At 37.5% G+C, this 13,367-nt stretch carries 12 protein-coding genes; 9 read left to right on the top strand and 3 right to left on the bottom strand.

Going from position 1 to position 13,367, the window contains the following annotated elements; genetic code table 11:
* Positions 1-21: 21 nt before the first annotated feature.
* Entirely contained in the window at positions 22-204 is a 183-nt protein-coding gene (locus MHH42_RS25370) for a hypothetical protein (protein ID WP_000287384.1), read from the top strand.
* Positions 205-231: 27 nt separating this feature from the next.
* Here MHH42_RS25370 and MHH42_RS25365 read toward each other — a convergent pair whose 3' ends face one another.
* Positions 232-990, bottom strand: a complete 759-nt coding sequence (locus tag MHH42_RS25365; protein WP_000939471.1) for a TrmB family transcriptional regulator — start codon at positions 988-990, stop codon at positions 232-234.
* 186 nt (positions 991-1,176) lie between these two features.
* On the opposite strand from MHH42_RS25365, the gene MHH42_RS25360 reads away from it, so the two are divergent.
* From MHH42_RS25360 to MHH42_RS25345, 4 genes are all read left to right on the top strand, one after another.
* Positions 1,177-3,177: a methyl-accepting chemotaxis protein gene (locus MHH42_RS25360; RefSeq protein ID WP_340894476.1), complete on the top strand. Its 2,001-nt coding sequence runs from the start codon at positions 1,177-1,179 to the stop codon at positions 3,175-3,177.
* A gap of 77 nt (positions 3,178-3,254) precedes the next feature.
* A complete protein-coding gene (locus MHH42_RS25355) occupies positions 3,255-3,557 on the top strand; it encodes an MTH1187 family thiamine-binding protein (RefSeq protein WP_001018862.1) in 303 nt (100 codons plus the stop codon).
* 48 nt (positions 3,558-3,605) lie between these two features.
* The gene (locus tag MHH42_RS25350) at positions 3,606-3,851 is read left to right on the top strand and encodes a YusU family protein (protein WP_097837628.1); all 246 of its coding nucleotides are present in this window, start codon (positions 3,606-3,608) and stop codon (positions 3,849-3,851) included.
* 376 nt (positions 3,852-4,227) lie between these two features.
* Positions 4,228-5,145: a proline dehydrogenase gene (locus MHH42_RS25345; RefSeq protein WP_340894474.1), complete on the top strand. Its 918-nt coding sequence runs from the start codon at positions 4,228-4,230 to the stop codon at positions 5,143-5,145.
* 22 nt (positions 5,146-5,167) lie between these two features.
* Here MHH42_RS25345 and MHH42_RS25340 read toward each other — a convergent pair whose 3' ends face one another.
* The gene (locus MHH42_RS25340) at positions 5,168-6,007 is read right to left on the bottom strand and encodes a D-alanyl-D-alanine carboxypeptidase family protein (RefSeq protein ID WP_070173904.1); all 840 of its coding nucleotides are present in this window, start codon (positions 6,005-6,007) and stop codon (positions 5,168-5,170) included.
* Positions 6,008-6,104: 97 nt separating this feature from the next.
* On the bottom strand, positions 6,105-6,251 hold the full coding sequence (locus MHH42_RS25335) for a YuzL family protein (protein ID WP_001096344.1): 147 nt from the start codon (positions 6,249-6,251) through the stop codon (positions 6,105-6,107).
* A 237-nt stretch (positions 6,252-6,488) separates the two neighbouring features.
* Between MHH42_RS25335 and MHH42_RS25330 the strand changes: the two genes are divergently transcribed.
* The 4 genes from MHH42_RS25330 to MHH42_RS25315 all read left to right on the top strand — a co-directional run bounded on the left by MHH42_RS25330 (position 6,489) and on the right by MHH42_RS25315 (position 13,030).
* On the top strand, positions 6,489-8,870 hold the full coding sequence (locus tag MHH42_RS25330; protein ID WP_097872969.1) for a 3-hydroxyacyl-CoA dehydrogenase/enoyl-CoA hydratase family protein: 2,382 nt from the start codon (positions 6,489-6,491) through the stop codon (positions 8,868-8,870).
* 21 nt (positions 8,871-8,891) lie between these two features.
* Complete coding sequence (locus tag MHH42_RS25325; RefSeq protein ID WP_088020149.1) at positions 8,892-10,064, top strand: acetyl-CoA C-acetyltransferase; 1,173 nt, start codon at positions 8,892-8,894, stop codon at positions 10,062-10,064.
* Positions 10,065-10,409: 345 nt separating this feature from the next.
* The gene (locus MHH42_RS25320; protein ID WP_000416287.1) at positions 10,410-12,194 is read left to right on the top strand and encodes an acyl-CoA dehydrogenase family protein; all 1,785 of its coding nucleotides are present in this window, start codon (positions 10,410-10,412) and stop codon (positions 12,192-12,194) included.
* Positions 12,195-12,310: 116 nt separating this feature from the next.
* Positions 12,311-13,030 (top strand): MBL fold metallo-hydrolase, encoded by a 720-nt coding sequence (locus MHH42_RS25315; RefSeq protein WP_000767046.1) that lies wholly within the window; start codon positions 12,311-12,313, stop codon positions 13,028-13,030.
* The last annotated feature ends 337 nt before the right edge of the window (positions 13,031-13,367 follow it).

The raw sequence follows: 13,367 nt of genomic DNA, 5'->3' as shown, positions 1-13,367 counted from the left end.
TATATAGCGAGGTGATAGTATATGTATTCAAGTTTTTCAATCATTGGTTTTTTATTTACGATCATACCATTCTTTCTTGTAATTTTTCTCTTTAGATGGGTTCGTTTCATCTATCAAAATTCAGAGAAACAAGTGGAGCAAAATGAGAAAATCATTGAGCTGTTGATGGATATAAAGGAACAAAATGAAAAGGAGTCTAAGTGAAAAACTAGACTCCTTTTTATTATTTAATTAGTATCTTAATTTCATCAACAAACTCTTAATTTCCTCATCTTCCATAAAGAGATCATGGTGTTTCTGGGTAATTTTCGCAAGTGCAACGTCATGATAGAAGAATTCTGTAAAGAACTTCACGAAAGGTTGTGACATTGTTTTCATTGCTTGCCATGACTCTTGTTCTACACCAGCAAATAAAATTTCACGGTCGTCAACGATGAGTAGTAAGTAGCGCTCTAATGCATTAGGTTCTTCAGCTGGGATTAGAAAATGCATGTTTTCTAAATCTGTTTCTACTTTTCCAACTATAAGGGACTCAATTTGGACGCCTTGTTTTGCTTTTTGTTCTAGTAAAGGAAGGTATTCTGAAAGAGTGTCATTCCAAGCTGAAATACGAATCGATTTTTTTGCACTTTCAATGAGCTCTTTACTTTGAACTCGAATAGAAGATTGCATCTTTAAGCTCCACACACGGTCATCCGTAAATGATTTTTTTGATATATTCGTTTCTAAGTCTTTAATATTTGATTGGAATTCTGTCGTTAATTTTTCAATTGCTAGTTTTAGTGGTAATGCTGTATACAACTTTTTCTTTTCTGAAACAGAATCCATTACCATTCCTTTATCTATCAGGCGTGCTAGCACTTCATATATTTTTGCTTTTGGAACACCAGAGTGCTTCACAATTGTTGTAGCATCTAACGGTTCATTGCTTGATACGACAACTTCATAAGCTTGGCTTTCATATTGTGAGAAACCGAATTTTTGTAACATAGTTCCCTCCGAACGAATGAGATTATATTTTAAGGATAATGAACTATTTGTTTTTGCACAAGTGGTAGTCCGTTTTCTAATTGTATTAAGGTGAGAATTAATTTCAATTTTTTAATTTTATCTATTATACTTAATATAGTGATTAATGAGATTTTAATTTAATGCGAAGGGGATGCTTGGGGAAAGATGTTAAGAAGTTTACGTTTAAAAATTGCGGTAGTATTTTCAGTGCTTATTTCTATGATGTTCGTAGTATTGGGTACAGCTATGTATCAATTACAGAAAGAGAAAGAAGTAAGTTCCTTAGACCAGTATTCTCAAAATACGATGGATCTTGTGACAGAGCAACTTACGACATTTGTTCAAAGAACTGATGAAGATATGGAGTATTATGCGAACAGTGAGATGATTCGTAATATGATTCAAGATGGAGTTACTCCAGAAGAGGAAGCATTTTTAACGAAAGAGTTTGCGGAGTATAAAAAGAACCATCCTGGTATTTTAGATTTATATATTGGTACGAAAGATAAAAAAACATTAAGTGCCAATCTTGCTGAAGGTGGAAAAGTGCCGGAAGGATATGATCCAACGACAAGACCGTGGTATAAAGATTCAGAGGCTGATGTGAAAAAGGTTCATTGGGGACAACCTTCATATGAAATCGCGACAGGAAAGTTAAGTGTAGGGGTTTCTAAAGCTATTACGTCTGAAGATGGTTCTGTATTAGGCGTTGTTGCGATGGATGTATCGCTCGGAACAATTCAGAAGTTACTTCATAATATTCAATACAATAATGATGGAGAAATGTTTATTATAAATGATAAAAATATAGCTCTTGTTTACCCAGAAAAGACAGGGAAAGATATTTCTAAAGAGCCATTGCTGAAGAGTTTGAATAAAGATGTTACAAAATATGCTGAAACTACATTAAAAGGTGAGGATGTAGTTGTTTATAGTCAGTTATTTGATGCGATGAAATGGAAGATAGGAATTTTTTATCCGAAACAAACAATTGATGGATTGTTAAGTAGTATGAGAAATACAGTCATTATAATGGCATGTATTAGTTTATTAGTTGGAATAGTAGCTTCCTATTTATTCTCAAGAAGATTAGCAAGGCCACTGCAATTATTAACGAATCACGTTCAAAAAGTAGCAGGAGGAGATTTAACACTGCAAATGAAAGTGACAAGTAAAGATGAGGTTGGAGAGCTGACGAACCATTTTAATCATATGGTTGGGCAAATGAATGAAATGGTAAGTAAAATTAAAAATAGTGTATCAACAGTGCAGCAATCAACGAATAATCTCCATTATTTAACGAATGAAACGGTGGCCGCTAGTAGAGAAGTGTCAGGTGCAATGGATGATGTGAGCGTGGGAGCTTCTACTCTTGCCAATAGTGTAGATGAAGTTTCAGCTCAGCTTGAGAACATGGCGCAGTCAGTGGAAGAAATGAATAGCTCCGTTGGTGAAATAGAAGGAGTGGCTGGTAAAGCGGAAAAGGCATCTAAGCAAGGGTTAAATACGATGCAGAATTTAGTTCGTACAAGAGGAGAGTCATCTTCGATTGTTGTTCATACAGAGGAAGCATCTGGTAAGTTAGAGCAAAAAGTCGGATCGATTCAAAATGTTGTAGAGCTTATAAAAGGTATTTCGGATCAAACGAACTTACTTGCTTTAAACGCTTCGATTGAAGCAGCACGTGCAGGTGAGCAAGGTAAGGGATTTGCAGTTGTGGCTGAAGAAGTTCGAAAGTTAGCGGAACAATCAAAAGAGGCAACAGGAGAAATCGCAACAATGATTGGCGATGTCCAATTAGAAGTAAAACGAGTTGTAGAGGTCGTAAGTAAATTGAAAGATATTGCTGATATACAAAATAAAGTGACGACAGAGGCAGAGGCGGAATTCCGTACAATTATGTCGGTTGTAAATACGATTAGTATCTCAGTTGAAAAAATTGTAGAAGAAGTAAACAATATAGGTCACGAGCAAGGTGAAATTACAGAGGTAATGCATACAATTGCTAGTACGAGTCAAGAAAGTGCAGCTGTATCTGAAGAGGTAAATGCTGCAACTGAATCGCAAGTGAATCATCTAGAAAAGGTAGCTCATACGATGGAAAGCTTGACAGAGCATATGAGAGATTTAGAAAGATTAGTCGAGCAGTTTAAAGTGGAAGAGTAACATATTAGTAAAATGATGAGGATTTCGGTAAAATAGACAATGGATATATAAGAAGCAATTATAGGAGGAAAACTACTATGGCAATTGTTGACGTTTCGATTATTCCAGTAGGAACAGGTAATCCAAGTGTTAGTGAATATGTAGCAGAAGTACAAAAGGTGCTAGAGAAAAATGCAGATCGCGTGAAGTATCAATTAACACCGATGAATACAGTTATTGAAGGAGATCTTCCTGTCATTCTAGAAGTAATTCAACAAATGCATGAAGTTCCCTATACGAAAGGTGCACAACGCGTTGCAACAACAATTCGTATCGATGATCGCCGTGATAAAGTAAGCACAATGGAGAAGAAATTAAACTCTGTTCGATCAAAATTATAAGAAAAAGCAGCGATCATCGCTGCTTTTTTCATATAGGAGGTAAATAAGGTGAGTGAAAAGTTTAATGAGCAATTTGATGGGTTGCTAGAGAAGTACACGGAACTATTACTGGGAGAGAGCAATGAAGAAAGAAAAGAACAGGTGCAGAAGTGGGCACTTTATTCTTACATTGCAAAGACGATGCCAGCTTTAGTGAAGCATTGGAACGAGTCGTATCCCGATGCGAAAGAAGAAATGGTACAGTTAATTTCAGATATAAAAAAGATAAATGAAGAGAAGCGAAATGAAAAATAAGAGAGCTTGAGGTGAATTTCACCTTAAGCTTTTTTTATCTCGTAAAAGTCCGATTGATGAGGGTTAATAATCGGAGGGGGCTCTAATTAAAGTTTCACCTTATTAATATCCTCATATAATTTGGATGGAATATAAAGGGTTTTATAGGTGTGTCGAATATTTTCAACATGTCTATTTGAGGCCTAGTAAACCCGTTTTTTCTAAATGTCGAAAAATATTCCTTTTATATTTACAAGCGAGAATATGAGGTTTTAAATGTTTTTATAGTATTTTATAAATTATCTAAATAATTATTTGTATCAAATAATTTTAAAGAATGATATAATTTTGAAGAGGGGTAAAAAACAGATAAAGTACAGTCATAGGGGTGAATTACATGGAACAATTAATGCGAAATTCGTTTCTTTTCTTGTCAAAAAATAAAGCGCTAACAAAGTTAGCTAAAAAGTACGGTTTACGCTTTGGAGCAGGTCGTTTTGTCGCAGGGGAGACAATCGAATTAGCGACAGCAGCTATTAAACAATTGAACAAGCAAGGCCTTTGTGTAACAATCGATTATTTAGGTGAATTCGTTGATAATGAGGCGGAAGCAAATGAAATGGCTAACCAATCGATTGAAGCGATTCGTGCAATTGGAAAAGAAGGACTTGATTCACAGCTTTCTTTAAAAATGACTTCTATGGGATTAGATATCTCAGATGAAATCGTAATGAACAATATGCGCCGTATTTTAGAAGCTGCAAAAGAAAACGGTGTGTTTGTTACAATTGATATGGAAGATTATACGCGTTGCGGGAAGACAATTGATATCTTTAAACAATTAAAATCTGAATACGATAATATTGGTACTGTTATTCAAGCTTACCTGTATCGTACAGAAAAAGATATGGAAGATTTAAATGCTTATAATCCTAATTTACGTCTTGTAAAAGGGGCTTATAAGGAACCTGAAGAAGTAGCGTTCCCGGACAAGAAAGATGTAGATGACAATTATAAAAAAATTATTAAAATGCACTTATTAAATGGAAATTATACTGCAATTGCTTCACATGACGAAGCAATTATTGAATATACGAAAAAACTTGCCGAAGAACACAAAATTCCAAGGGATCAATTTGAATTCCAAATGTTATATGGTATTCGTAATGAGCGTCAACTCGAGCTTGTAAAAGAAGGCTACAAGATGCGTGTTTATGTACCTTATGGAAACGACTGGTATGGCTATTTCATGCGCCGTCTAGCAGAGCGTCCAGCGAACGTTGCGTTCGTATTAAAAGGTATGGTTAAAAAATAACCAAGGAGAAAATACTCCTTGGTTATTTTAATTGCTTAAATGCGTAATGTGCCATTTTCTTCGTATCAGGATATAGTTGCGCGCGAGTAGAAGATAATACGACGTTAATGACGCGTTTACCGTCTTTCTCATCAACAGTTACGACCGTATATTTTCCGAGTGCCGATAGACCGCTTTTACTTCCAATCGCATATGGATCGTCATATAGTTCTTCTCGTCCATAGTTTGCGATTTTTGGAGAGCGTTCGGAAGTATATAGAGTTGTATGTACTGAATTCATATATTGTAAAACAATTGGGTATTTTAATGCTTCTTTCGTAATAATGGCAATGTCATATGGTGATACTTTATTTCCAAGTGCATCAGCACCACTTGCGTTTTTGAAAGTTGCATGTTTTGTACCAAGTTCCTTCGCTCTAGCATTCATCATTTTCACAAACTCATTTTTTGATCCTGCGATATGTTCTGCAATTGACTCAGAGATTGGGTCTGCACTAATGATAAGCATAAGTTTTAATGCCTCATCGCGTTTTAATTTTTCCCCAGCACGCAGCTTAATTTTTTTACTTTGACTTTCTGTTTTTATTGCGTTTTCTGTAACTGTAATTTCTTCATCTTCTTTTACATTCTCTAGTAAGAGAAGGGTTGTCATCATTTTGGCTATACTAGCCGGATAAGAGCGTTCATCTTCGCGTTTTCCATACAAAATTTCACCTGTGTCTGCATCGATTGTAATTCCGTATTGCCCCTTAATACTAGGCTGATCAGCTCTTACAGTTTGTTGTCTTTGTGCATAAGAGAAGAAAATCATCCCTGTAAATAGTGTAGCAATCATTACAATCATAACTATTGTTCGTTTCATCATCGTTCCCTCTTTTGTTTTCCATATGTACAAATAAATTGGGCAGAAAAAGCAGCCATTAATCATTATGCCACGTTCTCTGCCCAAAAATATAGCGTTATTTTTCGCCCATATTATGCTTCTTATATTGTTGGTTATTACCTTGACGTCCTTTTTCCACACCGTGGTTATGCGGACCTGCATTTCCGGTTACACTCGCTGCACTAATTCCAGCTTTTGAGGGGTTCTTCTTAAGTTTTGCCATATATATTCCTCCAGTTTCGTCAGATTGTAAAAAGGAAAAGTGCATTTTAGTGAAGAAAATACACATATATAGCATGGGCAAATAAAAGAAAAATATTTATTTCAGAAAATTTTATCAATAAATATATTGCGAAAATTTAAACAGTATCATATATTTATTAGTAGAGGCTCACTCATTGATTGCGACTTATGTCGAAAAATTGAATGAGCATTCATTCAAGAATAGGGGGAGAATTGGATGTTCCAAATTAAAAAGGCTGCTGTTCTAGGTTCAGGCGTAATGGGTTCAGGGATTGCGGCACACTTAGCTAATATTGGTATTCCGACATTATTGCTTGATATTGTACCACCTGCGCTAACAAAAGAAGAGGAAGCGAAGGGACTTACATTAGAACATAAAAGTGTGAGAAATCGTTTTAGTAATACGGCTGTGCAAAAACTATTAAAGCAAAAACCAGCTCCTCTGACAGTGAAAGGAAATTTAGCACTGATTGAAGCAGGTAACTTAGAAGATGATCTTGAGCGTCTAGCTGATGTAGATTGGATTATTGAAGTAGTAGTTGAAAACTTAGATATTAAAAAGAAACTATTTGAAAAAGTAGATGCTGTTCGTAAACCGGGTTCTATTGTAAGCTCGAATACGTCAGGCATTTCAGTAGAAAAAATGGCAGAAGGTCGTTCAGACGACTTCCAGAAGCACTTCTTAGGCACACACTTTTTTAACCCACCACGATATTTAAAACTTCTAGAGGTAATACCGACGAAAGAAACAGATCCACAAGTATTAAGCTTCATGAAACTATTTGGCGAAGATGTTCTTGGAAAAGGCGTTGTTATCGCAAAAGACACACCAAACTTTATTGGAAACCGCATTGGTACGTACGGCTTGCTTGTAACGCTTCAAGAAATGATTAAGCGTGGCTATAGCATTGGAGAAGTTGATTCTGTAACAGGCCCACTTATTGGCCGTCCGAAGAGCGCAACGTTCCGCACATTAGATGTTGTTGGTTTAGATACATTCGTACACGTTGCAAATAACGTATATGAAAACGTACAAGAAGAAGAGCGTGATGTATTTAAAGTACCAACTTTCATGCATGACATGCTTGATAAAAAATGGCTTGGAAGTAAAACTGGTCAAGGCTTCTTCTTAAAACAAGGAAAAGAAATTTTAGAATTAAATCCTGAAACGATGGAATACGAAGCGCGCAAAAAATTAAAAGCTGCATCCGTAGAGTTAAGTAAGCAAGAAAAAGGATTAGCGAATAAATTGAAAGCGCTTGTATACGCGAAAGACCGCGCAGGTGAGTTGTTATGGAATATCATCACACCAACTCTTTTATACTCTGCAAAGCTTCATAAAGAAATTGCTGACGATATCGTGGCAATTGATCAAGCGATGAAATGGGGCTTCGGTTGGGAGCAAGGACCATTTGAAATTTGGGATGCAATCGGCGTTGAAAAGTCCGTTCAAAAGATGGAAGAAAACGGTGCAGTTGTTCCGACTTGGGTGAAAGAAATGTTAGAGAAAGGTTTCACTACTTTCTACAAACATGATAACGGAGATAGCTACTATTATGATAATGGCGAATATAAGCGAATCGAACGTAATAAAAAGGCAATTTCTCTTAAGCAATTAAAAGCGAAAAATGGCGTATTAAAGAAAAATAGCGGAGCGAGCTTAATTGATTTAGGTGACGGCATCCTTTGCTTAGAATTCCATTCGAAGAGCAATGCAATCGGTATGGATATTACGCAAATGATTAACTACGCTGTTGATGAAGTAGAAAAGAATTATAAAGGTCTTGTTATCGGTAACCAATCGAAGAACTTCTGCGTTGGTGCGAACCTAGCAATGATCTTAATGGAAGCACAAGATGACAACTACTTTGAAATTGAGTTGGTTGTGAAAAACTTCCAAGATGCAATGACGAAAATTAAGTACTCTTCTAAGCCAGTTGTAGCAGCTCCATACGGTATGACACTTGGTGGTGGTACAGAAGTTTGCTTACCGGCTGCTAGCATTCAAGCTTCTAGTGAAACGTATATGGGCTTAGTAGAAGTTGGTGTTGGCTTAATCCCTGGCGGAGGCGGTAATAAAGAGCTATACATTAAACACTTAAATAAAATGCCAAACGGTGTAGAGTTTGATCTGCAAAAAGTTGCGAATAAAGTGTTCGAATCTGTAGCGATGGCGAAAGTTTCTACATCAGCACAAGAAGCTGTATCGAACAACTTCTTAGGCGATAAAGACGGTATTAGTGTGAATGGTGATCACTTACTATATGATGCGAAACAGAAAGCACTTGCTTTATATGAAGCTGGCTATAAAGCACCGATTCGTAAAAAGATACCAGTTGTTGGCGAAACAGGATATGCAACTCTTGTACTTGGTGCAGAAGCAATGCATTTATCTGGTTACATTTCTGAACATGATCTTCACATTGCGAAGAAACTTGCATATGTCATTGCGGGCGGAAAAGTGCCGTACGGAACAGAAGTTGATGAGCAGTATTTATTAGATGTAGAACGTGAAGCATTTATTAGCTTAGTAAGTGAGATGAAATCACAAGCAAGAATGCAGCACATGCTTGTAAAAGGAAAGCCATTACGTAACTAATAACGAGGGGAGATATCGTTCATGAGAGAAGCTGTCATTGTTGCGGGAGCAAGAACACCAATTGGAAAAGCAAAGAGGGGTTCATTAAAAACAGTTCGTCCTGACGATCTAGGGGCGTTAGTAGTAAAGGAAACGTTAAAGCGTGCGAATTATGAAGGACCAATCGATGATTTAATTTTCGGTTGTGCGATGCCAGAAGCAGAGCAAGGTTTAAATATGGCTCGTAATATCGGCGGATTAGCAGGGCTTTCTTACGATGTTCCAGCTATTACAATCAACCGTTACTGTTCTTCAGGTTTACAAAGTATTGCTTATGGAGCAGAGCGCATTATGCTTGGACACTCTGAAGCTGTATTATCAGGCGGAGCGGAATCAATGAGCTTAGTTCCGATGATGGGACACGTCGTTCGTCCGAATAGTCGCCTTGTAGAAGCGGCTCCAGAATATTATATGGGCATGGGACATACAGCAGAGCAAGTTGCTGTGAAATATGGAATTTCTCGTGAAGAGCAAGATGCATTTGCAGTAAGAAGTCATCAACGTGCTGCAAAAGCATTAGCTGCTGGTAACTTTGCTGATGAAACAGTATCTGTAGATGTGATGTTACGCTCGGTTGGCTCAAACAATAAACTGCAAGAAGAAACAATCATTTTCGCACAAGACGAAGGTGTAAGAGCAGAGACGACGCTAGACATTTTAGGTAAATTACGTCCAGCATTTAACGTTCGCGGTTCTGTAACGGCTGGTAACTCTTCACAAATGAGTGACGGTGCAGCATCTGTACTATTAATGGATCGTGAAAAAGCAGTGAGCGATGGTATGAAGCCACTTGCGAAATTCCGTTCATTTGCAGTAGCTGGCGTACCACCAGAAGTAATGGGAATTGGCCCAATCGCTGCAATTCCAAAAGCGTTAAAATTAGCTGGTTTAGAGCTATCTGATATCGGCCTATTCGAACTAAATGAAGCATTCGCTTCTCAATCAATCCAAGTTATTCGTGAACTTGGTTTAGATGAAGAAAAAGTAAACGTAAACGGTGGTGCAATTGCACTTGGACATCCACTTGGCTGTACAGGAGCAAAACTAACACTATCTCTTATTCACGAAATGAAACGCCGCAACGAACAATTCGGTATCGTAACAATGTGTATCGGCGGCGGAATGGGAGCAGCGGGAGTGTTTGAATTACTATAAAAAGTGGAAGTGGCTCGTTCAGAATGTGAGGGGGATGGAGCTTCAGACGTAGAGGCGCTTTTTGCCTCGCAGGAAGAAGCGAAGCCACCGAATATTCTAGCCACTGGAACTGGATTGTAAAAAAGTGGAAGTTACTTGTTCAGAACAGGAGGGCGTTGGAAGCCCTGACGAAGAGGCGCTTTTTGCCTCACAGGAAGGGGTGAAACGACCGACTGTTTTAGCCACTGGAACTGGATTATGAAAAAAAGAATGGAAGCAACAAAGGTTTATAAAAAATAAACGGGAGAGCCAGTTTCTTTCAAAAAGAGAGAAGCGGCTCATGAAAATATGAAGGAGGAAATTTTCATGGAAAAAACAGTAGGAAATGCGGTTAAAGGCGGTAGCTTTTTAGTTGATGAGATTACGATTGATCAAGTGTTTACGCCAGAAGATTTTTCATCTGAGCATAAAATGATTGCAAAAACGACAGAGGACTTTATCGTAAATGAAGTTCTTCCAGAGCTTGAATATTTAGAGCAACATGAGTTTGATCGTTCTGTTCGTCTTTTAAAAGAAGCTGGGGAACTTGGTTTATTAGGTGCTGACGTACCAGAAGAGTACGGTGGAATTGGTCTTGATAAAGTAAGCTCAGCGTTAATCGCAGAGAAATTCTCTCGCGCGGGTGGTTTTGCAATTACTCACGGTGCTCACGTAGGTATTGGATCGTTACCGATCGTATTATTCGGTAACGAAGAGCAAAAGAAAAAGTATTTACCATTACTTGCAACTGGTGAAAAATTAGCTGCATACGCATTAACAGAGCCAGGTTCAGGATCTGACGCATTAGGTGCAAAAACAACTGCACGTTTAAATGCAGAAGGTACACATTACGTATTAAATGGTGAAAAACAGTGGATTACAAACTCTGCATTCGCTGACGTATTTATCGTATATGCAAAAATCGATGGAGAGCACTTCTCAGCATTTATCGTAGAGAAAGAATATGCTGGCGTATCTACAAGCCCAGAAGAAAAGAAAATGGGTATTAAATGTTCTTCAACTCGTACGTTAATTTTAGAGGATGCATTAGTACCAAAAGAGAACTTACTTGGTGAAATCGGTAAAGGTCATATTATCGCGTTCAACATTTTAAATATCGGTCGTTATAAATTAGGTGTTGGTACAGTTGGATCTGCGAAACGTGCAGTAGAAATTTCAGCACAATATGCAAACCAACGTCAACAGTTCAAACAACCAATCGCTCGCTTCCCATTAATTCAAGAGAAACTTGCGAATATGGCAGCGAAAACATATGCAGCTGAAAGCTCTGTATATCGTACAGTAGGTTTATTCGAAAGCCGCATGAGCACATTATCTGAAGAAGAAGTGAAAGACGGTAAAGCAGTAGCAGCTTCTATCGCTGAATATGCAATCGAGTGCTCTTTAAATAAAGTATTCGGTTCTGAAGTATTAGACTATACAGTAGATGAAGGTGTTCAAATTCACGGTGGTTACGGATTTATGGCAGAATACGAGATTGAAAGAATGTACCGCGATTCTCGTATTAACCGTATTTTCGAAGGAACGAACGAAATTAACCGCCTAATCGTACCAGGTACGTTCTTACGTAAAGCGATGAAAGGTGAATTACCACTTCTTCAAAAAGCACAAAAATTACAAGAAGAGTTAATGATGATGATGCCAGAAGAAGTAGGCGATGAGCCATTAGCACTTCAAAAATATTTAGTAACTAACGCGAAGAAAATCGGCTTAATGGTAGCTGGATTAGCGGCTCAAAAATACGGTAAAGCATTAGATAAAGAGCAAGAAATTCTTGTGAATATCGCTGACATCGTAAGCAACCTTTATGCAATGGAATCAGCTGTTCTTCGTACAGAAAAAGCAATTAAAACAACTGGTCTTGAAAAGAATAAACAAAAAGTGTTATACACTGAAGTATTCTGCCAAGAAGCATTCAACGAAATCGAAGCAGATGCGAAAGAAACACTTATCGCAGTTGAAAACGGCGACATGCTGCGCATGATGTTATCATCATTACGTAAATTAACTCGCCACACGCCACTTAACGTAATTCCGAAGAAACGTGAAATCGCTGCGAAAATTTTAGAAGATGAGCGTTATACAGTTTAATAGATGAAAAGGAACCAGTGGCCGTTTGGCTGCTGGTTTTTTTATTGATGGATTCTTGAAAAGGGTTGTTTTACATATGTATTTGTAAACAGCTCTTTTTCATGGAGGGATAGGAGATGAAGTTAATAAAAGTAGGAACAGTTCATCAAATCGCATTTTTACCGCGTCTATTTCCGATTAACTGTTACTTTGTCGAAGAAGAAACAGGATTAACGTTAATTGATGCAGCTTTGCCATTTTGTGCAAAGAAGATTTTAGAAGCGGCTCGAAAACTAGGAAAACCGATTACGAATATCGTTATAACACATGCACATGATGACCATGTAGGAGCGCTTGATGCTATAAAACAAGAACTGCCGAATGTTTCGGTCTATATTTCTGAAAGAGATGCTCGTTTACTTGAAGGGGATTTGTCACTGCAACTCGGAGAACCAGGCACGCAAGTAAAAGTGAGTGTGTCAAAAAGGATAAAGACGATTCCAGATATCCTTCTTCAAGAGGGAGATCAAATTGGTTCACTTGTAGCAATTGCAGCCCCAGGCCATACACCAGGATCAATGGCGTTTTTAGACACGAGAAATGATGCGCTCATTGTTGGAGATGCATTTCAAACGAGAGGAGGAGTGGCGGTAGCAGGACAGTTGATGTGGCTTTTTCCGTTTCCTATGTTTGGTACGTGGGATGCAGAAGTTTCATTAAAAAGCGCTCAGAAATTGCTAGAGTATAAGCCGTCTATATTAGCGACAGGGCATGGGAAGATGATTAAAAATCCGTTAGTGCAAATGCAACGGGCGATTGAAGAAGCGGAAAGGAATTTAACTAGAAAGAGCCTTTAATTGTTTAGAGGCTCTTTTTTGCTAAATGATATTATTTTGTGGGTTTTAAGTATGTGTATATCGCTAATAGGAAACCGAAAAACATAAATATAAAAGGGTCTTGGCTTGGGTTAGGGTCATAGCTATCTTGCACCTTAGTAAGAAAATCATGTGTTTTCATGTTTACCTCTCCTTTTATTCATAAGGTTTAGTATGAAGTGGGGATCATGATGTGGAAGTAAGAAATTTTTATTTTATAATTATTATATAACAATATAATTCCTAAAACTATAGAATACAAAGCGTTCATAATATGTAAAATTGCATATTATTCTTTTTGAAATTTTTGTTATATTAT

Origin of the sequence: Bacillus sp. FSL L8-0099 (assembly GCF_038006385.1) — a bacterium.
In the GTDB taxonomy this organism is placed as follows: Bacteria; Bacillota; Bacilli; order Bacillales; family Bacillaceae_G; genus Bacillus_A; species Bacillus_A toyonensis.
Note: the sequence above shows the minus strand (reverse complement) of the source record. Positions and strands in the feature narration are given on the sequence as shown.